This window comes from Niallia sp. NCCP-28, assembly GCF_023168165.1.
Classification (GTDB): domain Bacteria; phylum Bacillota; class Bacilli; order Bacillales; family Cytobacillaceae; genus Niallia.
Window position 1 is genome coordinate 282,764 of sequence record NZ_BQYJ01000004.1, and the last position, 26,272, is coordinate 309,035.

At 31.6% G+C, this 26,272-nt stretch carries 22 protein-coding genes and 1 riboswitch; of the genes, 9 read left to right on the plus strand and 13 right to left on the minus strand.

All coding sequences use genetic code 11. The features are described 5' to 3' along the window. Positions 1 to 289 precede the first annotated feature (289 nt). Entirely contained in the window at positions 290 to 1,180 is an 891-nt protein-coding gene (galU, locus tag NCCP28_RS13965) for a UTP--glucose-1-phosphate uridylyltransferase GalU (RefSeq protein WP_248562014.1), read from the minus strand. A gap of 435 nt (positions 1,181 to 1,615) precedes the next feature. On the opposite strand from galU, the gene tagD reads away from it, so the two are divergent. Together tagD and NCCP28_RS13975 are read left to right on the plus strand one after the other, a co-directional pair. Further along, on the plus strand, positions 1,616 to 2,014 hold the full coding sequence (tagD, locus tag NCCP28_RS13970; RefSeq protein ID WP_101178828.1) for a glycerol-3-phosphate cytidylyltransferase: 399 nt from the start codon (positions 1,616 to 1,618) through the stop codon (positions 2,012 to 2,014). Then, positions 2,007 to 3,194, plus strand: coding sequence for a CDP-glycerol glycerophosphotransferase family protein (locus NCCP28_RS13975; RefSeq protein ID WP_248562015.1), 1,188 nt, complete (start codon positions 2,007 to 2,009; stop codon positions 3,192 to 3,194). Before tagD ends, NCCP28_RS13975 begins: the two co-directional genes overlap by 8 nt. A 212-nt stretch (positions 3,195 to 3,406) precedes the next feature. Here NCCP28_RS13975 and NCCP28_RS13980 read toward each other — a convergent pair whose 3' ends face one another. Continuing rightward, positions 3,407 to 5,443 carry a DUF6270 domain-containing protein gene (locus NCCP28_RS13980; protein WP_248562016.1) on the minus strand — a complete coding sequence of 679 codons (2,037 nt, stop codon included), beginning with the start codon at positions 5,441 to 5,443 and terminating at the stop codon, positions 3,407 to 3,409. 476 nt (positions 5,444 to 5,919) lie between these two features. Here NCCP28_RS13980 and NCCP28_RS13985 point away from each other — a divergent pair, with 476 nt between their 5' ends. Beyond that, positions 5,920 to 7,089, plus strand: a complete 1,170-nt coding sequence (locus NCCP28_RS13985) for a glycoside hydrolase family 55 protein (protein WP_248562017.1) — start codon at positions 5,920 to 5,922, stop codon at positions 7,087 to 7,089. 55 nt (positions 7,090 to 7,144) lie between these two features. Here NCCP28_RS13985 and NCCP28_RS13990 read toward each other — a convergent pair whose 3' ends face one another. Continuing rightward, positions 7,145 to 10,114: a CDP-glycerol glycerophosphotransferase family protein gene (locus tag NCCP28_RS13990; RefSeq protein ID WP_248562018.1), complete on the minus strand. Its 2,970-nt coding sequence runs from the start codon at positions 10,112 to 10,114 to the stop codon at positions 7,145 to 7,147. Positions 10,115 to 10,400: 286 nt separating this feature from the next. Next, positions 10,401 to 10,877: a VanZ family protein gene (locus tag NCCP28_RS13995; protein WP_248562019.1), complete on the minus strand. Its 477-nt coding sequence runs from the start codon at positions 10,875 to 10,877 to the stop codon at positions 10,401 to 10,403. Between the two features lie 243 nt (positions 10,878 to 11,120). On the opposite strand from NCCP28_RS13995, the gene tagU reads away from it, so the two are divergent. The 5 genes from tagU (at position 11,121) to NCCP28_RS14020 (ending at position 17,527) form a co-directional block, all read left to right on the plus strand. Next, positions 11,121 to 12,050 carry a polyisoprenyl-teichoic acid--peptidoglycan teichoic acid transferase TagU gene (gene tagU / locus NCCP28_RS14000; RefSeq protein ID WP_248562020.1) on the plus strand — a complete coding sequence of 310 codons (930 nt, stop codon included), beginning with the start codon at positions 11,121 to 11,123 and terminating at the stop codon, positions 12,048 to 12,050. Between the two features lie 535 nt (positions 12,051 to 12,585). Next, positions 12,586 to 13,302, plus strand: a complete 717-nt coding sequence (locus NCCP28_RS14005) for an IspD/TarI family cytidylyltransferase (RefSeq protein ID WP_248562021.1) — start codon at positions 12,586 to 12,588, stop codon at positions 13,300 to 13,302. Then, positions 13,295 to 14,320 (plus strand): ribitol-5-phosphate dehydrogenase, encoded by a 1,026-nt coding sequence (locus NCCP28_RS14010; RefSeq protein ID WP_248562022.1) that lies wholly within the window; start codon positions 13,295 to 13,297, stop codon positions 14,318 to 14,320. The genes NCCP28_RS14005 and NCCP28_RS14010 overlap by 8 nt, the downstream gene beginning before the upstream one ends. Positions 14,321 to 14,409: 89 nt before the next feature. Beyond that, positions 14,410 to 15,540 (plus strand): CDP-glycerol glycerophosphotransferase family protein, encoded by a 1,131-nt coding sequence (locus NCCP28_RS14015; RefSeq protein WP_282579577.1) that lies wholly within the window; start codon positions 14,410 to 14,412, stop codon positions 15,538 to 15,540. Between the two features lie 112 nt (positions 15,541 to 15,652). Continuing rightward, the gene (locus NCCP28_RS14020; RefSeq protein ID WP_248562024.1) at positions 15,653 to 17,527 is read left to right on the plus strand and encodes a CDP-glycerol glycerophosphotransferase family protein; all 1,875 of its coding nucleotides are present in this window, start codon (positions 15,653 to 15,655) and stop codon (positions 17,525 to 17,527) included. Between the two features lie 408 nt (positions 17,528 to 17,935). On the opposite strand, the gene gloA2 is transcribed toward NCCP28_RS14020, so the two are convergent. The 3 genes from gloA2 to NCCP28_RS14035 form a co-directional block, all read right to left on the minus strand. Continuing rightward, the gene (gene gloA2 / locus NCCP28_RS14025) at positions 17,936 to 18,322 is read right to left on the minus strand and encodes an SMU1112c/YaeR family gloxylase I-like metalloprotein (RefSeq protein ID WP_248562025.1); all 387 of its coding nucleotides are present in this window, start codon (positions 18,320 to 18,322) and stop codon (positions 17,936 to 17,938) included. A 98-nt stretch (positions 18,323 to 18,420) separates the two neighbouring features. Further along, positions 18,421 to 19,383 (minus strand): UDP-glucose 4-epimerase GalE, encoded by a 963-nt coding sequence (galE, locus tag NCCP28_RS14030; RefSeq protein ID WP_248562026.1) that lies wholly within the window; start codon positions 19,381 to 19,383, stop codon positions 18,421 to 18,423. Between the two features lie 246 nt (positions 19,384 to 19,629). Next, the gene (locus tag NCCP28_RS14035) at positions 19,630 to 20,403 is read right to left on the minus strand and encodes a WecB/TagA/CpsF family glycosyltransferase (protein WP_248562027.1); all 774 of its coding nucleotides are present in this window, start codon (positions 20,401 to 20,403) and stop codon (positions 19,630 to 19,632) included. A gap of 358 nt (positions 20,404 to 20,761) precedes the next feature. Beyond that, a riboswitch (cyclic di-GMP riboswitch) is annotated at positions 20,762 to 20,849 on the plus strand. Positions 20,850 to 20,873: 24 nt separating this feature from the next. Here NCCP28_RS14035 and NCCP28_RS14040 point away from each other — a divergent pair. After that, positions 20,874 to 21,008, plus strand: a complete 135-nt coding sequence (locus NCCP28_RS14040) for an anti-repressor SinI family protein (RefSeq protein WP_309296632.1) — start codon at positions 20,874 to 20,876, stop codon at positions 21,006 to 21,008. A 196-nt stretch (positions 21,009 to 21,204) separates the two neighbouring features. Here the strand turns inward: NCCP28_RS14040 and NCCP28_RS14045 are convergent, their stop codons facing one another. The 6 genes from NCCP28_RS14045 to ssb all read right to left on the minus strand — a co-directional run bounded on the left by NCCP28_RS14045 (position 21,205) and on the right by ssb (position 26,207). Beyond that, a complete protein-coding gene (locus NCCP28_RS14045; RefSeq protein WP_248562028.1) occupies positions 21,205 to 22,389 on the minus strand; it encodes an efflux RND transporter periplasmic adaptor subunit in 1,185 nt (394 codons plus the stop codon). Between the two features lie 13 nt (positions 22,390 to 22,402). Beyond that, complete coding sequence (locus NCCP28_RS14050) at positions 22,403 to 23,065, minus strand: hypothetical protein (RefSeq protein ID WP_248562029.1); 663 nt, start codon at positions 23,063 to 23,065, stop codon at positions 22,403 to 22,405. A 322-nt stretch (positions 23,066 to 23,387) separates the two neighbouring features. After that, on the minus strand, positions 23,388 to 24,293 hold the full coding sequence (locus NCCP28_RS14055) for a peptide ABC transporter permease (protein WP_248562030.1): 906 nt from the start codon (positions 24,291 to 24,293) through the stop codon (positions 23,388 to 23,390). After that, positions 24,286 to 25,164, minus strand: a complete 879-nt coding sequence (locus NCCP28_RS14060) for an ABC transporter permease subunit (RefSeq protein WP_248562031.1) — start codon at positions 25,162 to 25,164, stop codon at positions 24,286 to 24,288. The genes NCCP28_RS14055 and NCCP28_RS14060 overlap by 8 nt, the downstream gene beginning before the upstream one ends. A gap of 535 nt (positions 25,165 to 25,699) precedes the next feature. Further along, the gene (locus NCCP28_RS14065) at positions 25,700 to 25,852 is read right to left on the minus strand and encodes a hypothetical protein (protein ID WP_248562032.1); all 153 of its coding nucleotides are present in this window, start codon (positions 25,850 to 25,852) and stop codon (positions 25,700 to 25,702) included. Positions 25,853 to 25,865: 13 nt separating this feature from the next. Continuing rightward, positions 25,866 to 26,207, minus strand: coding sequence for a single-stranded DNA-binding protein (ssb, locus tag NCCP28_RS14070; protein WP_248562033.1), 342 nt, complete (start codon positions 26,205 to 26,207; stop codon positions 25,866 to 25,868). Positions 26,208 to 26,272: the final 65 nt, after the last annotated feature.

Here is a 26,272-nt window from a genome sequence, read left to right on the forward strand (position 1 = left end):
ACTTTACTAACTATTTATTACACCTCCACAAATATTTAAAAATTTTCGATACTATTATTATCTATGAAAATAGTAGATATGTTAAGAAAAAATGTCGAAAAATAATAGTCTTAATTTCCTATTTTCGACACTATTCGCCTCCTTTACACTGACATTTTTTTAAAAAAACACAAATTTTACCCATTTTTCCCCTTCCCTTGAATCATTCCCTGCTTTTTCTATTTTCCATAAAAAAAACTGACTAGCGATATTCGTTTTAAAAACGATTTCTAGTCAGTTTCTTTTTATATTATTTTTCTAAAACTTCTTCCTGCAATTTGTCTGCCAGACCTACAAGGTATTGTTTTAGCGGCTCTTTAATATCTTCGCGTTTCAATGCCAATTCAATAGTAGTTTGAATAAATCCTAGTTGTTCTCCTACATCATAGCGATTTCCTTCAAACTGATAAGCAAATACTCTTTGAATTTGATTTAATTTTTCAATTGCATCGGTCAGTTGGATTTCACCGCCAGCTCCTACTTGCTGTTCTTCTAAGAAACGGAATATCTCTGGAGTGAAAATGTATCGGCCAATAATCGCCAAATTAGATGGCGCTGTTCCTTGGGCTGGTTTCTCAACAAATTTCTTTACTTGATATCTTCTTCCTGCTCCTTCAATTGGATCCACAATTCCATAGCGATGCGTTTCCGAATCTGGCACTTCTTGCACTCCAATAACAGAAGAAAGTGTTTGATCATATTCTGCCATTAATTGACCTAAACAAGGGTTTTCACTGTCTACAATATCGTCACCTAACAACACCGCAAATGGCTCATTTCCAATAAAGTTTCTAGCACACCATACAGCATGACCAAGACCTTTTGGCTCTTTTTGGCGAATATAATGTATTTCTACATTAGAAGACTCTTTCACTTTCTCCAACAGATCAAACTTCTCTTTTGCCACTAAATTTTCTTCTAATTCCCAGGCATTGTCAAAATGATCTTCAATAGCTCTTTTTCCCTTACCTGTTACAATAATTATATCTTCAATCCCAGAAGCTATAGCCTCTTCTACAATATATTGAATAGTCGGCTTATCGACAATCGGCAACATCTCTTTTGGCATCGCTTTCGTAGCTGGTAAGAATCTTGTCCCAAGTCCAGCTGCTGGAATAATTGCTTTTCTTACTTTACCCATTTATTTAAATTCCTCCAGATCAGCACTTTTTAGTATATATTGTATTACTTATCTAAATTTATGTCTACTGCTTTAAAAATGCTATAAGTTGAGAGCATTAGTAATTATCTCCACTTAAATCGGGGCGAATTCCTGATACAGGCTACTCAAGGATAAAATTACACTAAACTACACAACCTACATTATCCAAAATGTTTAAAAACATTCAATATTTCCCTCTTTATGCTTAACAATTATTTTGTACAAATGAATATGATAAAATTAAACATTCGGGATGCTCAAAACTTTATTAATGTCCTATGCGATCTTATCATTAACTACCTTGTCTTTTGATATTAAAAAGCTTAGAATTACTTTATTATATACTTCTTACTTCAATATTAAGCTCATCATAAGAAAAATTGAAATAAAGTGCAATTATTCAGGAGGAAATACATGAAGAAAGTTATCACATATGGAACCTTTGACTTACTGCATTGGGGTCATATTAGTATTTTAAAAAGAGCGAGAGAACTAGGAGATCATCTTACAGTAGCATTATCAACCGATCAATTTAATTCCATAAAATGTAAAGAGTCTTATCATAATTATGAAAATAGAAAGTTCATTCTGGAATCAATTCGATATGTAGACCATGTAATCCCTGAAGATTCTTGGGATCAAAAAATAAAAGATGTCAAAAATCATAATATTGATGTTTTTGTAATGGGAGATGATTGGAAAGGGCAATTTGACTTTTTAAAAGATTATTGTGAAGTCATTTATTTGCCGAGAACTGTGGGAATATCTACTTCTAAAATAAAAGAAGACTTATTGAATTTACAAAATGGTTAGAGAAGTATTTATTTCCATTTACCTTTGCATCTTTTCGTTTTTATTTAACCTTTCTAAATTGTTTCCGATAAACAAAAATAAAATAGTTTTTTGTACATCTTTTACAGAGAATCCTTATTTTATTTACAAAGAACTAAAAAAACAAAAACTTGGTTGTGATATTGTTTTTTTAACAAATAATTCGACTTGCTATTCATTTTTTTCAACTAATGCTTCACCTAACAGTAAAGTATTATATTTTTCGCCTAAAAAGGTTGTCACCTTTATTCATTCCATTTATCATTTAGCTACAGCAAAAGTTGTCTTAGTTGATAATTACTACGGGTTTCTAGCAAATATTAACTTTAAGAAAAAAGCAAACTGCATTCAAGTTTGGCATGCTAATGGAGCCATTAAACGCTTTGGTCTTCAAGATCCTTCTATTAAAGATAGGAGCAAAAGAGCTATTAAACGCTTTTATAAAGTTTATCGAAAATTTGACTATATACTTGTTGGATCAAAAAAAATGGAAGATATATTCATTAAAGCATTTAATGCCTCAACAAAAAATATAAAAAGAACCGGTATACCTAGAACCGACATATTCTTACAAGAAGAATTAAAAGTTTCTCTTAAAAATAACCTTTATGCTAGTTATCCTATTCTTAAAAATAAAAAAGTAATTTTATATGCGCCGACTTTCAGGGACAGCAATGACAAAAATAACCAGTTCCCTATAGACTTGGAATTACTTAAAAACAGATTAGGAGAAAAGTATGTTTTTATTTTGAAACTACATCCTTCTGTAAAAATGAATAGCCTTTCTATTATGAAAAAAAGTGATAATTTCCTATTAGATTTATCCAGTTATTCAAATATGAATGATTTATTATTTATTACTGATTTTCTCATAACGGATTACTCTTCTATTCCCTTTGAATTTTCCTTTATGCAAAAACCAATGCTATTTTATCCATATGACTTAAAAGATTACGAAGAATCGAGGGGATTCTGGCAATCTTATGAAAGCTTAGTCCCAGGACCAATTGCATTTTCAACTCATGATATTATTGAAATAATTACTCAAAATCGATTTGATCTCCATTTAATCAAGCAATTCCATGAAGATTGGAATACCTATTCTCGAGGGAAATCCAGCAAAAATGTCATAAACTTGATAAAAGAATGCATGAACCATTAATATTGGATATCAGAATAAACAATTGATTTTAATAGAGCTACTTTTATTTTAGTATAAAAAATCGTCTTTTCTTAAATGGTGGCTTAGCGATTTCCACTTTGAAGAAAAGACGATTTTTTTATTGGTAATCTAACTATTAATAAAAAACATTAAGCTGCACTCAAACAACACTTTTTATAAATAAAAAAATCCGAGATTTCTGCCATACGAAACTAGTCTCGATTATTTTGGAGTTGTGTGCTTCTTTCATTAAAAACTATTATTTTTAACAATTTATCGATGTAACTTTTATAATATCTGCTTTCAAAATGATGGGGGCCAGCATTTACTGGATGATCAATGCTTCCAATATAATTATAGCTAGTTAGATCCAAGTAATGAGCATCTGGAAGTTCATTTAAAAAATAGCTATTCATATATTCCCAAACCGTATTAAAATGTTCATACTCACTTTTACTTATATAACCTTTATCAATAAAAGAGTGAAGATCATTATTTTCATCATAAAATTTATCGATTAGCCCACCTTTATTTAAAATAATTTTATTAGATGGAACTATCTTTATTATTTTATTAATAAATTCATCACAAGATTTTCTCCATAATTCAAGAAACTCAGGCTTTTTATTATTTAATAAAGTTGTCGTAACAGATAAGTGATTGCGATAATAATTGGATCTTTTTATTGAACTATTTAAACCAAGTATTTTATTGTCATCCAACAAAATAACTCCATGAGTTGCATCTACAAAAAAATCAATAATTAAATAATCAAAATCATTCTCTTCTAAATCTTGAAATATGGACTTTTTATACTCTCTTTCCACATTCATTAAATCTGCCTCTGATAAATCTAGGTATTTATTTTTATCAAATTCCACTTTTTCGCTATTCATACTGGCAATAGAAGGTTGAAAATTCGTATATACTATTTGAAAAAAATCTTTATAGTCGGGATTAAAAAACTTTTTTTGAGAATTGAATGCAGATCTTGAATAACATGATCCGACAATTGCTAATTTATATGGATTCCCTTGAACTTTCATCATATCAAATGAAATAAAACTCTTTCCATTCATATTAATTTGCAATGACTCTACCCTAAATCGATATTTATGCGGTTCTTTAATTATTATTTTTTCAGAATACTTTTTCCCCTGTATAGTATATGATACGATTAATTTGAATGTTTGACTTCTAGAAGAATTAACTCTATCTAAGAAATCATTAAAATCGATATGCACAAGAATTAAATTCTCTTCTAAATTTGTAAATTCAATATTCTCGAAGAAAATATACTCCCTTTTATTTCTTATTTTAAACTCCCTGTCTAAACTTACTGAAACATTTTCTATCGGAATTATACTCAACAAATTTTTGGCATTAATTTTAAACTGTATAGAATTATCCAGTATTTCATAACTTTCAAGATAAATATCAAATCCTGTTTTCTCAACATGCATTTGCAACATGTTTTGAGAATTTTTATTTATTTTTGCTTTAACATTATTTGTTAGTTCAATTTCTTGTACATTAAGACTATTTTTTATTTTAATTGGGTATTGAAAGCTAATATTGTCTTCTTCAAATAATGCTGTAATATCTAGTTTAGTTTTACTTTCATAGCCACCTAATAAATTTAATTGTTCTTTTTCTATCTCATACTCGTAATTATCAAGTTGTTGCAAATAAATGTTTTCTCTATAAAGCTGCAAGTCAAATATCTTTTTTCCTATTATTATTGCTTTTGGATAAATGGTTTGACCGCTAGGGAAATCCAAGAAAAATTTAACTGAATTTTCTATGATAGCCACTTCTTTAATAATTGGATCGATATTATTTGCTTGAATTTTAAGTGCAATTTTGTTTCCTTTTGTAATATATGGTTTTATTTTGCTTAGTTTATTTAATGGGGTATAATCATAGCTTTCATTAAATTTTTTTCCATTAAAAGGATGTTTTAAATTATAATACCCATCTGAATTTTTGACATGTATATCAACAATATTTTTTTGCCCTTGGATGGAAGTAAATAAATTCAAGAACATATTTAAATTTATTGTCACAACATATTCTTCTTCTATTTTTTCAGATTTAATGGCTATTTCTTGATCATATTCAATAGAATTCCAAACATCTTTATCCCTTGTTCTTAAACTAAGATAAATATCATTGTCAATTGTTTTATCTGTATCAAATATTATTTTTATTTCTTTATTTTCAAAATAAAATTCCTTTATCTTAAACAATATATTTCTACTCCTTAAATTATATTTATAGTAAAAAAAGCATGATAAAATCTCACTTTTCGAATATTAAAGTATAAATTTTTATTGAAACAAACAAGTTTTTAAGAAAAGAACCATTTTTTAAATCCTTAATCTAGAAATTATCAAATTAATTATTTTAGTAAAATAATTAATTTGATAATTTCGGAAAATCCAAGAACTTACATCTATTCCTTATCTAATCAGGTTATTTTAGAATTAACCCTATTATTATAATCACAAATTATGCTGCAGTATACCATTTTAAAAAAGGAACATAAATAGAGATACTATTATTTTTATTAATCAGAAAAGAAATAATAAAAATCTTATTCTATTTAGAATAGATATAATACAAATTCCTCTTAAAAAAACAGAGGCTTTACCATATACTTTGTATTTAAGTGCTTTCCGCAAAAGTTCTTAATTACACTTTTATCTAAAAGGAATGAATATAATTGACTAAATTTAAACTATTACTTTTATTACTAATAACTATAATATTGATATTAATAATACCATTAGTTCATCCTATTATTAATACTTCTAAACCCCTTGTGCAAAAAAATAATAAACCCTTTGATGCTAAAGTCCTGGAGCTTTTAGATAAGGATTATAAAATAATGGAGCTAACCTTTTATCCTAATGCTGATCCAACAATCATAATTCAAAATGCTTTAAATGAGGCGAAAAATTCAACAAAACCAATTAAAATTATAGTTCCTCCGGGGCAATACAAACTAACGCAAAGCTTACATATTTATAGTAATACTTGGCTTCATTTCTCAAATAATACCGTATTAAAAAAAGCAACAAACCATCACGAGATTATGCTAATTAATGGGGATTTTCATGATTCTTATCAAGAATATAATGGAAATTCTAATATTGTTGTAGATGGCGGAATATGGGATGCAGAAGGAGCTGATCCATCAGTTTGGACACCTTCCATTTTTGGATTTGCCCACGGTAAAAATATTATTATACAAAATGTTGTCTTAAAAAATATTTCTGGTGGACATGCTATTGATTGTGCCGGCAATAAAAATATTATTATTCAAGACAGCAAATTCTTAGGATTTAATATTTCTAATAAAAATAACTATGTGGAAGCAATACAAATTGATGGGATGATTTCTTCTAAAGCCTTCAGAAGATTTGGGGACGTAGACTCTACTGTCACTAAAAATATTTTAATTCAAAACAACTATTTCGGTAATTCCCATGTAAAAACAATGAAACCATGGGGAGTGGGAATTGGCAGTCACTCAGCTTTGCATAATCATCCTCATTCCACTATCAGAATAATCAACAATACTTTTGAAGGGCTTTCGCTTGCTGCTATTAAAGCTTATAACTGGAGCGATGTAATAATTAAAGGAAATAAAATGATTGATTGTTATGTCGGAATCCAAATAGAGGGCAATGGAGTTTATTACCTTGAAACGGGGAATAAAGAGTCTGGAGAATTAGCTATCGACAACTTTCATGTAACTTCTAATAAATTCTATAATATAGAGAACTCTTCTATTTTAATAACTAAAAGCAAAAATCCCCTCGAACAAATTATTATGAAAAATAATCTTTATCAAAATTCAGCAACACAACTTACTATCTTAGGCAATTAATGAAAGAAGGGAACCTTCCTAAAGTCATTAGACTTAGAAAGGTTCCCTTCTTTTTTTAATTTAGTATATTTAACAACCGCTTTCCCAATTGGCGCACGAGCGGCCTTTCATTATATTTTCTCCACATAGCTCTGAGTAATAAATTTCTTTTTACTTTCGCTTCAAAGCTTTCAGGAGCAGTGATTTCTTTTTCTTTCAGGCTGATTTGTTTAAAGATACGTTCACTATTATTTTGATCGATATATTTAAAATAATTCCCTCTAATTGAACTATATTCCTCTTTTTCTTGGAAAGAATTATTAATAAACATGTTTAATTTTCCAATTAACTCAGGTGCAGTATACGCTACTTCACCGAATATATCCTTCTTAAGATCCATATAGCTTCCCTGATTTTCCATATATTTCTCTAAATCGAAGTGGAAAAATAATGTAGGCTTTTTCTGATAATACATTTCCCATGCCACACTTGAATAGTCTGTTATTAATAAGCTAGATCTCATTAATAAATCATTTATACGAGCCTCGCCAAACTGATATATTCTAATGTTGTCAAACGATTTTGTAAAGTTTGAAACATATGGCATAAACTTTGGATGCACATAGAAGTTCAAGATAATATTTTGTTCTTTTAACACTCTATAAAGATCTTCAGATTGTAAAATTGCATTGTATTGCTGATAGTATTCTGATGATATAAATTGCTCATCATCTACTTCTTCTAGCCAATTTCTCCATGTTGGCATCAACAAAATCTCTTTCTGATCTGTATCTTTTATTTTATTTTGAACAACATCCCATCTAGCCAACCCAGTAACAATAATGTCCTCTTCCTTATAATCAAAGTAAGTTTCCACTATTTTTTTCTCGAAATCAGATGAGACTACAAACATATCTGCACCAGTTGCAGAACCAGCTTTAAAGGTATTATCTACACGCTTTAAACCTAATACTCCATGTTGCAAAAATACAAATTTCTTTCTATCCACATACTGACGTATAACTCCTGTCGAAACTCTCCAAGCATAACCATGACCTTTTGATTCCGAAGAAATTATCAGCTTTGATGCCAATAGTAAAATTAGATGCTTTGTGCTCATAAAATAAACGACATTTTTTTTATAGGGTTCTAAATTTTTCTCGTCTGGGGACCCCTTTTTGATTACATAATAGATATTCTTTTCCTTATGATTTTCGTAGCAATATTTAAAGAAATAAAAACTATTGTCTTGTGCCGTCTCTGAATATTTTTCATGTATTAGCCAAACAGGCTTCCACTGAAAATAAATAAATAAAAGGTGATATAAAATAAAGGCTGTATACTCATTGATCTTATATTTAAGAGATTCATATTCGCCCATTTGTCTATAAGTAATACTTAAACAATTATTAATTGTAATATAAGGATAAATCATATAATTTTCTTTATTTACTATACTATACTTGATCATCCGATGTTTTAACTTTTGTTTAATGGTTACTTTATGATTATGAAGACGTATAAACCTTTGTTCTCCATTCGACACATCAACTACAGCATAAAAATCCCAATAAAATTGTTCTAATATTAAATCCTCTAAATTTATATGCACTGTAAATTTGCTTACATTAGGACTAACAGAAACTTCTTGTTCTTTAGGGGCTAATATTACCCTAGATTTATCCTGTCTCAGTCTTAGAGCAATCCCTTTCACTACAAAATTATCGGTTTCTTTCATTTTAACGGTTGCAGTCAGCCTAAGTACTCCTTTTTCTATTTGTAAAGAAGATAAATCTGACATTGCAGGATACTTAGAATTTATATATTGCTCTTCTGTACAAAAATAAAAAGAGAGTTCATGATCCTTTGTCAAATAAGGAGAAACCCCATTTCCTTGACTAACTATTGGTTTATATCCAATAATTTTCCCTATTTCGGAATTAATCGTTGTATTATATAAACCTATCCTTTTCTCTTCCGTATAAAAATCATATTGTATCTTTACCGATAAATCCCATCTTCCAGAAATATCAGCTAAAACATCTAATTGTGATATAGGAATGCTGATTTCCTCTTTCCCATTATTTACAATGCTATTAATTTGCAGATTTAACTTTTCACTGCTTTTTCTTTTCTTTAGGAAAAAAGTTGCTTTCTTAGCAAGTTCTAGCTCCATTGCGTTAATTTGAAATTTAATATTGTTGCCTTCTAGCTTATAGTTTTCCGCATGTAATTGCCCTTTAAATTTTTTATTCAAATTATTTTCTTGAATAATTTTCTTTTTTAGAGAAAAGACAAATTTATTTTCCTTATTCTCTAACTGTATATTTAATCGACTTCTTTCTAGATTTTTTCCTTTATATCCTTCTAAATATACATTCCATTTTTTATTTTTATTTAGCATTGCCAAATCTTTTTTGTTTATAATAATCATTTTTCGGCTGCTGTCTAGCATAAATGGGATAGAACAAACCTCTCCTTTGTTCTTCATATATAAATGAATCGTTTTACCGAAGCTGAAAGGAATCTTATTTTTTAAATGGAGATAAACTTTAGGTTTGCTTTCCCTAATTTCTTTTACTTTCTGTGTATAATTAACTATATTAAAACTTTTCTCTTCCAAAAAAAATAAATTGCCAGAATGGATGGATAGACCGTTTCTTTCAGTTAAATATGGTATCATGCTGTCCGCTCTTGTATTAGTTAATATAGGAGATAAATATCTTATTTTTTCTGAAGCAACCGGAGCATTATATAATCCAATCCGTTGTTGCACCTTTCCTTGTTTAGACTCCAAATAAAAGTCCCAACGTCCGCTTCCCATTTGACTTAATTGATTTAAATCAATTTTAAAAACAAAATTATCTTTTTTTTGTTTTATTTTTGCATTTAATTTAATTGTATTTTGTTTTTTACGATTCTTTAATACTACATGGTAAGAGCTATCTCTATCTTGCCCAGAACTAGGAAGCGTAAAAATCAGTACATTTCCATCCCATGAGACTTGATCAATTGTTATCCTTTTTTTATTTCTTCCCTGCACCATTTCATCTCCCGTTCCTCTTTTTAATCACCTTTACTAGACTGCCTAGCTTAATAATATAATTATAATGTTTTTACAATCTATTACAATGCAAATACAACAATTCCTATTAGCGGATTAATGAAAATAGCTATTTTTCCCCATCACTGGAAACAAGTTTCTCTTTTGTTTTCCTGCTATTAATGGACTAAATATTTATTAAACTTCACATACATACATCATCTATTTGAATAAAAATACAGCAAAAACCCATTCGCATCCTCTAAAAAAATGTCCTTAATCATATTCATCAAAATTTATTATTCCACTTCAAATACCATATTATCCCGAATATTCCACCAATGCTGTCCACTACAACATCCTCCCACAATGGCGTTCTGCCACTTGTAAAACTTTGATGAAATTCGTCTAATGCTGCGTAGCAAATAACGATTACAAAACTGATCATGGCCATCCGCTTCTTATTGACTAAAAAATGAGCTAATGCTCTTATTGTAAAAAACGCCAAAAGGAAAAATACAGTAAGATGGGATGCCTTTCGAATAAAAAATTCGATAAAATGAGCCACGCCTAATGCTGATACACTAATTTCTTTACCGGCATAGGAAAATGATATCCACGAAAGCAGTTTATTTAATAGTGCAGATTGATTGAGTGAAGCAAGCCATGGGGTAATGTCCTGATCTTTGTATGGCTGAGATGAAAAAGCGAAAATGGTAACTAATATGAAGATGACTGGCGCTATTGCAATTACAATTTTTTTCATTGTATAGTCCTTTCCCTATCCTTAAAAATGCTCCGCTATTTTATTTATAGCTCTTGAAATTTTTTATTTATGAATGAAATTGCTCTTTTAAAAGAAACTATATGATAAATAAACCTATAGTTTCTTTTAATAGTTTATATTTTACTATCTCTTCTAGAAAAACCATATGAAATCTTTGCAATTTCTGCTATTCTTTATATTAGTTTTATCATTTTTTGTCAAGATATGGAGGTTTTTATAAGTATGAGTTCAGATAAACCAAAACGAAAAAAAAGAACATGGCTTCGTGTCACTGGAATAGTACTTTTGCTTTTAATTATCGGTATTGGCGCATATGCCTTCACCGTTTGGAATTCACTTACCAATGCTGTAGATACGATGCATCAGCCGGTTGAGCGTGAGACAAATAAACGTGAAAATTCATTAAGTTTAAGCAAAAAAGAGCCATTTTCTGTATTAATGCTTGGTGTAGATGAGCGTGAGGGTGATAGTGGCCGTTCTGATACGATGATCGTATTAACAGTTAATCCAGAAAAGAAATCAGTTAAAATGTTGAGTATTCCAAGGGACACTCGCACAGAAATTGTCGGCCATGGCACAACAGATAAAATCAACCATGCATATGCATTTGGCGGTGTTGCTATGTCTATGGATACAGTAGAGAACTTCTTGGACATTCCAATTGATTATTATATGCAAATTAATATGGAAGGTTTTAAAGATATCGTAGACGCTGTGGGCGGAGTAACCGTAAATAATGATTTAGACTTTACGTATGAAGGTGTTCATTTCGCAAAAGGCTCAATCACTTTAGATGGTGAAGATGCACTTAAATTCTCACGCATGAGAAAACAAGATCCTAGAGGCGACTTTGGCCGCCAATTAAGACAGCGCATGATTATACAGGCTGTATTAAAAGAAGGAGCCAGCCTCAACTCTTTAACAAACTTCAATGATATATTCTCTGCATTAAGCAAAAACATTAAAACAAACTTAACATTTGACGAAATGGTTGATATACAAAAAAACTATAAAGACGCAGCTGGCAATATTGATCAAATGACCATTACTGGAACAGGCCAAACAATCAATAAAATTTGGTACCTTGTAGTATCTGATGCCGAAAAAACAAAAATCCAGAATGAATTAAAAGACCATTTAGAAGTAAAATAACAGGTGAAGGGAGCTTTTCCCTTCACCTTCTTTTATAACAAAAACTGTTTTCTAAAAGATTGTTGTTTTTTATAAGTTTTATGACTGAACCCTGTTGTTAAACAGGTTGATTGGAGCGGAAGATGCGAGACAGACGAGACCCTGCAGGAGTGAAACGACGCAGCAGCTCATCGCTCGCCCCGCGGAAAGCGAGCATTCTGGAGCAGAAATCAACCTGCTCATTCAAAAGCAACAAACTTTGCGAAAACAGCCATAACAAAAGATCTTAATAAAAAAGAAACCTTTCTGCTGAAAAAACGTCCTATATAATAGGAACACAAAGGCTTAAAGCATTATTTGCACCCTTATTAATAGTGACCATTCTCCTAATTTCGCAAGGCAACTATTTCTAATGTTTGATTCCAGTATTACGTTTACAATACATCCTCTAATTTAGTTGAAATGACTATAAAAGAAGTGTATATTTAGTTTGATTTGTATAAAGGAAAAGTTAAATATTTATTAATATAATGAATGCACAAAAGGAGAAATTAAAATGATTTATGCACAAATATTAGCAGGCGGCAAAGGAACAAGAATGGGCAATGTCAGCATGCCAAAACAGTTCCTTTCATTAAATGATAAACCAATTATTATTCATACAATAGAAAAATTCTTATTAAATGACCGTTTTTCCAAAATAATTATCGCTTCCCCAAAAGAATGGATTAATTATACAAATGATATTATCCATAAATTCATTGGGGCTAATGAACGTTTAGTCGTAATTGAAGGTGGAGAAGATAGAAATGGAAGCATTATGAACGGAGTAACTTATATAGAAGATACTTATGGTCTGGTTGATGAGGATATTATCGTCACACATGATTCCGTTCGTCCTTTTATCACCCATCGCATTATTGAGGAAAATATTGATTTCGGCTTAAAATACGGAGCTGTCGATACGGTTATCTCAGCGATTGATACAATCGTAGAATCAGAAGATGGAGAATCTATTTCTCATATCCCAGTTCGTGATTTCATGTATCAAGGCCAGACTCCACAAACATTTAATATCAAAATGCTGAAAGGCCATTTTTATTCTCTATCAGATGAACAGAAAGCAGTATTATCAGATGCTTGTAAAATTTGCGTTCTAAAAGGAGAAAAAGTCAAATTAGTTACTGGAGAAGTATTTAATATTAAAGTAACGACGCCATTTGACTTAAAAGTAGCAAATGCCATTATCCAGGAGAAGATAAACCATGATTAATCAAGTATATCGACTTGTTTCCCCAAGACAATTTGAAGTTACTTATCAAGATTTTTCCTTACAGACAAATATGGTTGTAATAAGGCCCACTCACTTATCTATATGCAATGCAGATCAGCGTTATTATACGGGATCAAGAGGCAAAGAAGTGCTTGCAAAAAAATTGCCCATGGCATTGATTCATGAAGGAATCGGCAAAGTCGTATATGATCCGAAAGGAGAATTTGCTTCTGGAACAAAAGTTGTAATGGTGCCTAACATCCCTACAGAAGAAGATGAATTTATTGGGGAAAACTATTTAAGAACAAGTAAATTCCGCTCCAGTGGATATGATGGATTTATGCAAGATTATGTTTTTCTAAATCGTGACCGTCTTGTAGAAATTCCAGAAGATATGAATCCTCATGTTGCAGCGTTTACCGAGCTGATAACCATTGCAATGCACTCTTTAACAAGATTTGAGTCAAGATCCCATAAACGCCGCAATACATTTGGCGTCTGGGGAGATGGAAACCTTGGCTTTATTATGTGCCTATTGCTAAAGAAAAAATATCCTGGCAGCAAAGTCATCTCATTTGGCAAAACCAAATATAAAATGGATCGTTTTTCATTTGTTGATGAAAGCTATCAAATCGATGAAATACCGGAACATGTCACGATTGATCATGCATTTGAATGTGTGGGCGGCCTGGGAAGCCAGTACGCTATTGATCAAAGCATTGATGTCCTTGTGCCAGAAGGATCTATTTCTATTTTAGGCGTTTCAGAATATCCAGTAGAAGTAAACACAAGAATGCTTCTTGAAAAAGGGATTACGATGATTGGAAGCAGCAGAAGCGGACGAGCTGATTTTGAAAATACAGTTGCGTTTTATAAAGACTATCCTGATGTAGTCGATTATTTTACAACATTAATCGGCGAAGTCCAAACGGTCAGCTCTATTCAGACAATCATTGAAGCTTTTGAAAAGGATCTTACCTCTTCCTGGGGGAAAACCATTATGGAGTGGAAAATTTAATTACATGAAGAAACTCAATTAAGAAAGGTAGGGTATTTTTGAAAGCAATAAAATTACTACCTACACTTTTTTCGAAATATATAATCAAGATGGCATACTCTATTTTTTGTTTATTTTTTAAAGTGGATGAAAAAAAGGTGACTTTTGCATCATCTCGTTCTAAAAAAATGGATGGCAACCTTTATTATGTTTGGAAAGAATTTAACAAAAGAGAACCAGATTATCAATATATTGAATCCTTTTATAAAATAGACAATTCCATTAAAGGAAAATTCGCCTATTTCTTTCACATATTAAAGGATAGTTACCATTTAGCTACATCGAAATATTTTATTATTGATGATTATCACTTTTCTGTATATGTTATTCACCCTCGACAAGGGACAGAAATTATTCAGCTTTGGCATGCATGCGGTGCTTTTAAAAAGTTTGGCATGAGCACACTCGGCAAATCTTTTGCTCCAAGCCAAGAGTATTTACAAATAGTGAAGATACATTCCAATTATTCAAGAGTATATGTTAGCTCTTCCGAAGTCACTCCCTTTTATGCAGAAGCATTTGATATGAATGCGGAAAATATTTATCCTCTTGGTGTGCCGAGAACAGACTATTTTTTTGAATCTACAAATAAGGAAATTCTTTTAAAAAAGCTGACTGATTTATTTCCTGCAGCAGCAAACAAAAGATTGATTTTATATGCGCCAACATTCCGGGGAAAAAGCCATCAGCAAGATGGCTTTATCTCCCCCATTGATTTTAAGCTGTTAAAAGATTCTCTTGCTAAAGATACAGTGTTTCTTGTCCACCTTCATCCATATATGTCCTCTTCCTTTCAGATAGATGAAGCTGCAGCGGACTTTGTGATACATATTACAGAAGAATTTAATATCCAAGAAATGCTGATATTGGCCGATGTACTTATAACAGATTATTCATCGATTATTTTTGATTATAGCCTCCTAAATAAACCTGCTGCTTTTTTTGCGCATGATTTGGCAGAATATGTAGAGGAACGTGATTTTTATTATGATTATGAAAAATTTGTACCTGGACCAATTTTTACTAATACAGAAGAGTTAAGCAGATGGTTAGAATTGGCCGATTATAACCTTGCTGAAATAACCGCTTTTCAAAAAAGATTTTTTGAGTATACAGATGGAAAAGCTTCGGAACGAATTGTTTCCCATTTATTAAATCAACGTATTCCTGGCTCTTATTAATATGGAAAATTTTGATTTAGGTAGACACTCAATAAATTAAACATCATTAGAGCTTATTATAGTAATAAAAATTGAATTATTATTATGTGGATAAATTAAAGGAGATCAATTTATGTTAAAAAGGATTGTTCGAAAACTTAGAAAGCGGAGAAGTTCTGCTTCAAGCAATATTGTTAATAATGATTTAGAGTACAGTATCGATAAACCTTTAGAAATTCAAAAAGACAGAATCATTATTAATAAGGATAAAATTAATGAATCCCTGCCGATTCTTAATGAATTAGCAGGAAAAATAGAAGAATATATTCCACATCGCAAAATAACCCATTTAACTTGGAATGGCCCTATTTTAGAGATAGAAGGCTATTTTTATCTTGAAAATATCCCTATGAAAAATGAGGACTTAGTGAAAAAACGTTTAGTTTTAATTAGCTCCAATAGCTTAAAAGTTTCTATCCCTCTACAAGATGTATTAATAAAGGATATTAATACATCTGATAAAATCAGCGAGGAATACAGTTGGGCTGGCTTTAAATCAAAAGTCAATTTTGCTACGATCACTTCCCATAATCGTCCATTGCCAGAGGAAAGCTATCGATTATTTTTGGAATTAGATGTTCATGTACTTGGAGATAAACTATATAAAAAGTCCTTCCCATTAGGTAATATTGAGCATTTTCTAGATAATGGATTTCACTCTGCAAAAATGGAATATTACACGGCACGCAAAGAAATGAAATATAATTTACTTGCAACTTATGATCTTCCATTAAAAACGTTAAAAATTACATCTTCTAAGTTAAAGGATATGGATCCTACTGTAATGGGGCTTGATGCAGATGAAAAACAGCGAGGAGTATTTTATCGCCTTGTCCATAAATATTGTTTCTCTCTAACCTATAAGTTATGTAAGATGTTTCCGTTAAAAGAGAAAAAAATTATCTTTGCATCTGATAGCCGCAGTGAACTGAGCGGGAATTTTCAATTTGTCTTTGATGAATTATTGAAAAGAGACTTAGATTATGATTACCATCTATTATTGAAAAAAGGTGTAGATGAGAAAAAAAGCTATAAAGAAATATTTACTTTAGCCTATCATCTAGCAACAGCAAAATATATTTTATTAGATGACTTTTATCCGATGATTTATCCTTTAAAAATAAGACCGGGAGCAGAGCTAATTCAATTATGGCATGCTGTCGGAGCATTCAAAACATTTGGATTCAGCCGCTTAGGGCGTCCAGGGGGTCCTTCGCCAAAGTCTAAAAATCATCGCAACTATACAAAAGCAATTGTCAGTTCCCATAATGTAGCAAAACATTATGCAGAAGGATTTGGAATCGATGTAGATAAAGTAGTTCCAACTGGTATTCCTAGAACAGATGTATTTTTTAATAAAGAGTATCAAGAAAATGTTCGAAAAAATCTTTATGAAGAATATCCTTTCTTAAAAGGAAAAAAGGTAATCATGTTTGCACCGACTTTCCGCGGAAATGGACAACAATCTGCCCATTATCCAATGGAAGTGTTAAACTTAGAAAAACTTTATCATGAGTTGAAAGATGAGTATGTTTTCTTATTCAAAATTCATCCTTTTGTAAAAAATGAATTCAGCATACCATATCAATATAGTGATTTCTACTATGATTTCTCCTCTTACCGGGAAATCAATGACTTATTATTTATTACAGACATCTTAATTACGGACTACTCTTCCGTATGTTTTGAATATGCTCTATTAAATAAACCAATGATTTTCTTTGCATTTGATGTCGAAGAATATGTTCGCACAAGAGATTTCTATTACGATTATCATTCGTTTATTCCAGGTCCTTTAGCAAAAACAACAGAACAAATGTTAAGCATTATCCAAAAAGAAGACTTTAAAATGGAAAAAATCGAACCATTTGTCGATTATTTCTTTGAAGATCTGGATGGCAATTCAACAGAACGTGTAGTGGACCAATTAATTATTGATAATGTCTAAAAAAACGAGCCGTATTATTTCCTTTACTAGGAATAAAAAACGGCTCGTTTTATGCTTATTTCCCCTAAATCCCCCTATATTAAGGAAATATTATCCCTTCTCCGACATTTCTCGGGAAATATTCTGTCATGTTTTGTTGATATTTTTGTGGTTTTTTCTTATACAAAATGCGGTATAAGCTAAATACATCTAATTTTTTAAGAAACTAAAATTTTCTATACACGATATTTTTAAAAGAACCAAATAAAAACATAGAAAGGATGAAGAATAAAATGAAAATTAAAGCTGGAAGCTGGAAATTATTAAGTTCTCAAGACAAACAATTTATTTTGCAGGCAGTCAGCAGTTTATCCCAATATAAAGGAAAAACAAACTAAATTGCCTACACTTGTTTCTGGTTCACGGATCTTACATTTCATAGATTTCAATAGGCAAACCATCTGGATCAGCGAAAAAAGTAAATTGTTTATTTGTATATGGATCGATTCGAAGAGGCTCTACCTCTATATGATGTTCCTTTAAATATTCAATCGTTTCCTTGACGTTTTCTACCTCAAAAGCTATATGACGCAAACCTGCCGCCTCTGGATAACTCGGCCTTTCTTTTGGATTGGGGAATGAGAAAAGTTCAATTTGATAGGCATCATTTACTTGAAGGTCGAGTTTATAAGACTTTCTTTCTTCCCGATATACTTCTAATAATGGCAAAAAACCTAAAATATCAACATAAAATACTTTTGATTTTTCATAGTCGCTGCAAATAATAGCAATATGATGTATTCTGGTTATTTTCATTGGCTTATTCCTTTCTTTCATCTTTGTTATCATTCTTATACTGCTTTTTATATTAAAAAACGAAGAAATACAGTGTATCTCTCCGCTTTGTTTTACCTTTACTGTTTGTGCCAATTCCATGCGCTAGCAATAATTGTTTCTAAGTCACGCTCTGCTTTCCAGCCTAGCTCTTCATAAATTTTATTAGAAGAAGCAATCAGTCTTGCCGGGTCACCTGCACGTCTATCTGCATAGATAACATTTGCGCTTTTTTCGGTAATTCTTTCACAAGTTTCAATTACTTCTTTAACAGAATAGCCTACACCATTTCCTAAATTATATGTTTCTGCTTTTTTGCTGCCATCTAGCAATGCTTCTAACGCTTTAATATGAGCTGCTGCCAAATCAGTTACATGAATATAATCACGGATGCATGTACCATCTTCTGTTGGATAATCTGTACCAAATACAGAGATAGCTTCACGAGTTCCTAATAGATGCTGTAATATAATTGGAATCAAATGAGTTTCTGGATCATGGTTTTCTCCAATTTCTCCGGATTCATGCGCACCAGCTGCATTAAAATAACGCAATACTACATAATTTAATCCATATGCTTGATGGAAGTCTGCAAGTATTTGCTCGATCATTAATTTTGATTTCCCATATGGATTAATGGGAGCTGTTTTTGAACCTTCTGAAATCATTTCATCTTCTGGTATTCCATATGTAGCTGCTGTAGAAGAAAAAATAAAATTTTTCACTTTATGTTTTAGCATCATCTTTAATAATGTCAGCGTGTTGGCCACATTATTTTCATAATACTTATATGGATCTTGAACAGATTCTCCAACCAAACTAAATGCCGCAAAATGCATTACTGCTTTTATTGGATATTTAGAAAAAATAGGCTCTAGATCCTCTTCTTTTCCTAAGTCCCCTTTTACAAAGATGGCACGAGAATCGATTGCTTCCTCATGTCCAGTTGTTAAATTATCTAAAACAACCACTTCTTCTTTTTCAACCAATTCTTTTACTAAATGGCTTCCAATATATCCTGCGCCGCCTACTACTAATATCATATTGCTGCTCCTTTACAAACTTACTATTTTTATAGCTGTTCTTTTCCTAATATATGTATTTTAACATAAAACAAAAAATTATAGCGTTTTTATCCTTATTAGGGGACAGTAGCTTCCACTACTTCAAGTATCGCTTTATAAAGTGATACCTCTTCTATTTTTTACATTCAGCTATAAAGGTTATCTCTATTCAAAAAAACAAGAAAGTGCAATATTTATACTTTCTTGTTTTTTATAGCAGCATCACTAAGCACCCTTATTATGCTTTTTGCTTTTTTTACTTAGCCTTTGCTTAAACATATAATAAAAAAATAGAAAATGGCCGACTAAATTGCGCTTCCACAATCTTTTCGGCTCCTTTGCCATACGGTACAGCCATTCTAAACGGAGCTTTCTAAATATGCTTGGAGCACGATTAACCGTACCAGACGAAAAATCAATAAATGCTCCTACCGCAAGTGTAACCGTGCAATTCAATTGACTGCGATTTTCTGCAATCCACTTTTCCTGCAATGGCATGCCAAATCCAACTAATAATAAATCTGTTTGGCGCTGATTAATTGTATCTATTACATCGCCAGATTTATTATGGTCATAATAGCCATGCTGTTCTCCAACAAATTCTAAGTATCTATATTGTGCCCCTAACCGGTCTAATGCAGCTTTTGCAATTCCTGGTTTTGCCCCTAATAAAAAGATGCGGAACTTCTGCTCTTTTATTTTATTTAAATGCTCAAACAAAGCTGGAATAAAATCAGTCCCGTTCATATTTTCTTTAAACTGAAATCCATAAATTTTCGCTCCAATTTCTACTCCAATACCATCATTTAATAATAAATCACTGTTATTTATTATTTTTTTATATTCCTTATCTTGTTGAGCTAGATTATAGCAATGGTCATTTAAAAAAAAGACATCTGTTTTTTCTTTTTTTTGCAGTTTTTCTGAAACAGCTTGTAAGGCTTCATGCTGGCTCATAACATTTACTTCTATATTTCCTAACCATCTTTTTTCTATCATAAATAGTGTCTCCTATTAATCATTTATCCGGCACTGACAGGCTTTTGACCCCCACCTAAGGGACGATGAAATCTAAGTGGGGGATCACTGTCCGTAAAGGCCCGATTGGTTCAACTAACAATCAGTGGGGATGGAGAAAACCCCCACTGATTGAAGTTTCACTTTATCTGTAGCTTACATTATATAAAAAAAAAATACTTCCTACAATTTGTCCCTTTTTCCCCGATCTCATTGTTGAATTTTGTCGAAACTTTAGTTACAGTTACTGTATTAATATAATAAATAACATGATAAAATTATATCAAAATCTGTATTATTCTTAGTTACATAAAGTTCAAGCGAAATTTATTCAAATTATCCAAGATAAAGGCAAACCATTTGAAAAAATGGGACGCAAAGCCTCAGATCTAAGGTAATTTTATTACTATGATGGCTGGGCCACCTTATATAATATAAGGAGGTTTATTACCTTGATAAATTTGTTTCCCACTGAGCCAAACCCTATAGAGGAATTAGATTTAGAATGGTTGAAGCTAATCTTAGAGGCCAAAGAATTAGGGTTAACCCCCACACAAATATACGAATTTTTAGAGTCTAAAAAATAAACAGCTGTCTAAAAAGACTGAATTTTCAAACCGTCTGATTTCGTATAAAAATCAAATAAAATGATAAGCAGCAGCGGCATGTTTTAATAATGCCGCTGTCTTTTTGCTGCCTTTCACTTCTATTTAACAGGCAGAACCTTTCTCGCAAAAGCTTGGCTGGTTCCGATGATAATCAGTAAAAGACATGGGTTTCTATTTATAAAAATCCTTTTAGCATATAACGAAACATATCTTTTTTTCTTCTATTTTCTGTACTTATATGGGACCACTGTTTTACTTTGATAGGTGTTATAAAGGCATTGCCATACATTTTATTGTTGATAGTAGGCAGGATAACCACTTCTTTCTCATCTAATCCTTCTTCGATTTGCTGGAATCCGCCGATTATCGCTCCTGCGTTAACTGCTTTTTTGTTCAATAGGCCCTTTTCAATTGTATAAACATACTGGCTATCCTTTTTTACCTTTACGCTCTTTTTAGGAACCGTAATAGCATTCTCTATTTTCTCTGTAATAATTTCCATATCATAATGAGTACCTGCTATTAGTTCTTCTGATTGTTCATTTATATTTATCGTAAATGGATAATAACTTTCACTATTTAATGTCGTTTTTCCTTTTGGAAGTGCTGATATGCTTACAACTGTTCCTGTCAGTATTCTTTTGTTTTGATCCTTTAAGGTTACTTCCATGCCTTCTGCCAATTTATTTCTTTCCTTTTCCTTTAACAAACCTTCTACCTTTTGATCACTTGAGACAATCGTAATAATTGGATTCTTTAAGTCTTCTTGAATGGATTCAACATATCCAGATATTGTACTGAGTTCTGCTTCTTCCCCGGATTTTTCTTCATTTAATTGCATTAATGCCTGATTCTTCTCTAACATGGCAGTTGTTTTTGCCAATTCCTGTTCTTTCTCCGCTATATCCTTTTCAATAGAAGTGGAAACAGAGACATTGCTGTTTTCCTCAGAATAAAGCAAACTCTGTTGTATGCTGTATAGTTGATTAATTTGTGTTTCTAGACTGCCTTCTTCTTTCTCTAAGCGCTCCACTTCCAATTGAAGGGAGCTAATTGATTCTTGCAATTTACTGTTTGTATAGGAAAGCAACGGGGTGTCTTGTTCCACATATTCCCCCTTTTGCACTAAAAATCCAGCAAAATTGCCTTTCGTGCTATCATAATAAACAGCCTGTCTGTCTGCTGGGAGGCTGATGCCCTGTTTCTGCATGGTTTTGATTAAATCCCTTTCAGCTGCTTTCGTCCACGAAGAAACAAAAGTAGTCTGATCAAAATGATGTTCTTTTTTCTGCAGCAAGATAATATTGACTCCAAGAAATAGAGCAATTGCAAAAACCAGTAAAAATTTTCTCCCCTTCATTCTCCCGCCCTCCCTATACTAAATTTTCCAAATGCCAATAGGCGGTTAATGCAGAAATAATAAGAAAAATAATATAGATTACTAATACAATCATAATAATATAACGTCGACTTTTTCCTGATATAATAGTTAAATACTTATATTGGATATAAATCATCCATATTTTAAATAAACTGATTTCTGCAAAAAAATAGTGCACTAGTTTTTTATCAGTAATTGTTTGTGCAATTATCCCTAGGGAAAAAATCGAGGATAATGGAGTAAGGCCAAAATATATTTGCACAGGAATAATCAATACCTTTTCAATTAAAAGTATGGTCATTGCTAAAACTTGTATATAAAGCAACTTATGGTAGTCAACATCTGAAAAAACGTAAAAATATAAAGCTACTAAAAAAAGATGCAGCGAAAAAAACACCCATCCCCATATAACTTGTCCAGAAGCAAAAAGCAGCTTGTTCAATTCAAAATCACTACTGTTATATTCTTCTAATTCTTTTGAAATCATTTCATTTCCTATCCCCAACAAGGAGCTTATTGCAAAAACTATCGTTGCGATTAAAAACAGATAAATTATTTTTTTTAATAATCCAGTCATCTTTTCCGCTGTCTGCAGTTCATAAGAAACAGTATTTATCTCTTTTAATCCTCTTATAATTCGGGCATAAAAGTCCACCCTTAAACTCCTCCTTAATAGCGATCAATAATTTAAATTCCTTTATTATCATATCAAAAATTTCCGGCTAAAGTTAAATATATTCTATAAACAGCAACGAACAAAGCCTTTTTTAGGAAACATCATAAAGTGAAACTTCAATTAGTGGGGAGGTTCTTCATCCCACACTGACTGTTAGTTGAACCAATCAGGCTTTTATGGGCAAGGTTCTACCCACCTAGATTTCTCGTTTTCTCTTACAATCCCTTAAGGGGGGACAAAAGCCCGTTAATGCGTGATAAAAAAGCAAGAGTAATGGAAAACTCTTGCCTTTTTACCACTCTTATAGGTACATATTTTTCCTCATCTTTTTTCTGCCTTGTTCTGTAACTCCTGCGGATAAAAGATAGAAGGATAGCAATAAAAGGACATACGCTAAAAGGGGAAATGCTACGATCCATTGGGAATGGCTGAAAAAGGAACGAGCTTGTCCAATTAACCCAGCCCATTCATGTGTGATAGATAAGTAAATCTTAAAATCCGGCTGAAAAATTGTTCCTCCAAAAAAAATATGAAAAATGCCTAATTGTCCAATAAGATGAAGCACTTGAATCGTTTCATTCATAAATAAAATGGATAAATTCCCTTTTAATATTGGCAAGATATGCTTTTTCATAATATGCCATTTAGTTCCTCCCAATGTTTCTGAGGCCATTACATATAAACTTTGTTTTACTTCACTTGTTTTTGCATATATCACATCATGCACTCCAGATATTCCTAATATAATCATTAAAAATGCTTGAATTACTGCTAAAGAAATGGGCAATAAATTAGGATTTATCGCAACGCCAATCATAATAAAATAAATAATCACAACAGGAGGAATACTATTAAATATAGTGACTTTTTTCTTTTTCGGCGCAAATGGCCTCCCATTTAAACCACGAATAATGCCAAATATGCTTCCTATTATAATTCTTATCGCTGCGACAATCATAACCGTAAACACTGTATATTTAGCGCCATGCAGCAAAAGGGATAAAAGATCATAGCCCCATTTATCTGTTCCAAAAGGATGCTCTTTAGATGGAGGAAGAGGCGGTACAATCAAGGATTCTCCATAACTGACTTTCACTTGATAATCTTTTGGATATGGAGCAAGGTAGGAACCAAAAAAACTAATAAAAATAAAAAATGCCAATAAAGTAATACCTAACCACAATTTATAATTAATATTCTTATACATGCTCTATTACCCTTTCTACTAGATGGATAACTCCAGTAAATAATAAAAAAATTGCCAGATAAAGAAAAAATAGCCCCAATAAGCAAAAGATAACTAAATTATATTGATAGCCAAATGTTGTTTGCGTCAAAAATAACATGGATGTCATTCCACGTATATTAAATAAATATTCCACAATAAATAGATTGCTTATCATAATAGAAAGAATCTTATGCAAATCTGCTTTGAAAAAAGGAGTCACATTTGTTGTTACATGATAAAGATAAATTTGTTTTCTATTTAATCCTTTGGCAACGCCAGTGAGAATATAATCTTGAGTCAACACATCTTTTGTTTCTTCATTTAACGTTTTTATTACATAAAGAAGAGGAATAATAATCAATGACAGCAAAGGCAATAATACAGCAGGGTCATCACTGCTAAAGGAAGCGACCTTAACCGTTTTTATCCCAGTTGATTGATAAATAAACGTAACAAGTAATTGCATCAATAAAATAAGAACAAAATCTGGCAAAATACCTAAAAAGCCAATGACCTTATTTAAAAATCTTTCGCTCCCTCTCCATAACCATATACCTAAAATAAAAGCTAAAATTAAAACAACCAAACCTGCTGCAAATAAATAAAGAAACGACTCTAAAAAGGCATTCCCCATATCTGACAGAATAAATCTTGTTCGATCACCTTGTGCATAATAAAAAGAATCTCCCGAAAATAGCCCAATAAAAAATTCTTTCATTACTGACAAAAACATAGACGGCTTAAAAGAAACATTTTCACCTGTTTGATAAAAAGCATATGGAAATGCAGCCAGAATAAAAATAAATACAATACTTCCAATATGTATAATTGAACCTTTCAAATACCTCATCTCTCTAGAATCCTTTCCATTCTCTTTTGCCACATAATTAGTTTATGGACTTAATAAGTGTCTCTCCTCTTTTCTCCCTCTCCCTCGCATTTTTATATTTCAATACTTCAAAATATTTTTTATGGAATAATAGTTGGCTAAAACTTTATTATTTTATTATAACAATACCATTAATTTTCAGTATTTTTAAGCTATTCACGCAAAACACTTCATATTTTCTAGTTCTAACGTGCAGCCATCAACCATTTTGCTGACTTTTTGGCTTATTGAAAACGTTGGTTTTTCGAGATGAGAATTCTGGAGAAAAGCAGAGTTACTAGTTTTAAGAAAAAAGCATCTAACAAGGCGAGCAGCAAAACAAAAGATTTTTATTGCATTTGAACTATTAACAATAAAAAAACAGTGCCTGTTTAGACACTGTAAAAATGAGGTTAGAGAAGTAGTCATTTGATTTTTTATACTGAGGAATACTTGTTTAAATGATATTTAAACAGGAAGGATTTATCATAATCATATGAAATAATAGGTATGCGGGCTACAAAGAAGATAAATGTGGAAGTATTTCCGATAGGATAATTTGCTCTAACTGCGTTATTCTCGTTTGATGCTCCTCCATTCTTTCATTAGTTTTTCCTTGCATGGCTATTAATGCAGCAAGTAAATCACTGCTTTGGGTTGCAGCTTTCACTTTCGCTCACTCCTTATGGGATGGTTTGCTGTAGTTTTTTTGGTTCTAAAAACTTTACATATTCAGCAATTACTTCTGTGACATAAACCCTTTTCCCCTCTTGATTATCATAATGACGGGTTTGAATTCTGCCCATTATGCCAATTAACGAACCTTTTCGGCAATAATGCACCGTATTTTCCGCTGTTTTTTTCCAAAAAGTGCATTGCACAAAATCAGCATCATATTCTCCCCCTTGATTTCGATAATTGCGGGTAACTGCCAGCGTTACATTTGTAACAGATGTTCCTTCTTGTGTCACTTTTAGCTCTGGATCACGAGTTAACCTTCCTACCAAAGTAACTTGATTAATCATTAGCATCCTCCTTTCTTTCGCTGATTAACTACATCATACTAAAAAGATTCTCCTATGAAAAATAG

What these genes read in the sequence shown, in the direction of transcription:
- galU (WP_248562014.1), bottom strand. Translation starts at nt 1,180, where the DNA reads ATGGGTAAAGTAAGAAAAGCAATTATTCCAGCAGCTGGACTTGGGACA.
- tagD (WP_101178828.1), top strand. Translation starts at nt 1,616, where the DNA reads ATGAAGAAAGTTATCACATATGGAACCTTTGACTTACTGCATTGGGGT.
- NCCP28_RS13975 (WP_248562015.1), top strand. Translation starts at nt 2,007, where the DNA reads ATGGTTAGAGAAGTATTTATTTCCATTTACCTTTGCATCTTTTCGTTT.
- NCCP28_RS13990 (WP_248562018.1), bottom strand. Translation starts at nt 10,114, where the DNA reads ATGGTGCAGGGAAGAAATAAAAAAAGGATAACAATTGATCAAGTCTCA.
- NCCP28_RS13995 (WP_248562019.1), bottom strand. Translation starts at nt 10,877, where the DNA reads ATGAAAAAAATTGTAATTGCAATAGCGCCAGTCATCTTCATATTAGTT.
- tagU (WP_248562020.1), top strand. Translation starts at nt 11,121, where the DNA reads ATGAGTTCAGATAAACCAAAACGAAAAAAAAGAACATGGCTTCGTGTC.
- NCCP28_RS14005 (WP_248562021.1), top strand. Translation starts at nt 12,586, where the DNA reads ATGATTTATGCACAAATATTAGCAGGCGGCAAAGGAACAAGAATGGGC.
- NCCP28_RS14010 (WP_248562022.1), top strand. Translation starts at nt 13,295, where the DNA reads ATGATTAATCAAGTATATCGACTTGTTTCCCCAAGACAATTTGAAGTT.
- NCCP28_RS14015 (WP_282579577.1), top strand. Translation starts at nt 14,410, where the DNA reads ATGGCATACTCTATTTTTTGTTTATTTTTTAAAGTGGATGAAAAAAAG.
- NCCP28_RS14020 (WP_248562024.1), top strand. Translation starts at nt 15,653, where the DNA reads ATGTTAAAAAGGATTGTTCGAAAACTTAGAAAGCGGAGAAGTTCTGCT.
- gloA2 (WP_248562025.1), bottom strand. Translation starts at nt 18,322, where the DNA reads ATGAAAATAACCAGAATACATCATATTGCTATTATTTGCAGCGACTAT.
- galE (WP_248562026.1), bottom strand. Translation starts at nt 19,383, where the DNA reads ATGATATTAGTAGTAGGCGGCGCAGGATATATTGGAAGCCATTTAGTA.
- NCCP28_RS14035 (WP_248562027.1), bottom strand. Translation starts at nt 20,403, where the DNA reads ATGATAGAAAAAAGATGGTTAGGAAATATAGAAGTAAATGTTATGAGC.
- NCCP28_RS14045 (WP_248562028.1), bottom strand. Translation starts at nt 22,389, where the DNA reads ATGAAGGGGAGAAAATTTTTACTGGTTTTTGCAATTGCTCTATTTCTT.
- NCCP28_RS14055 (WP_248562030.1), bottom strand. Translation starts at nt 24,293, where the DNA reads ATGTATAAGAATATTAATTATAAATTGTGGTTAGGTATTACTTTATTG.
- NCCP28_RS14060 (WP_248562031.1), bottom strand. Translation starts at nt 25,164, where the DNA reads ATGAGGTATTTGAAAGGTTCAATTATACATATTGGAAGTATTGTATTT.
- ssb (WP_248562033.1), bottom strand. Translation starts at nt 26,207, where the DNA reads ATGATTAATCAAGTTACTTTGGTAGGAAGGTTAACTCGTGATCCAGAG.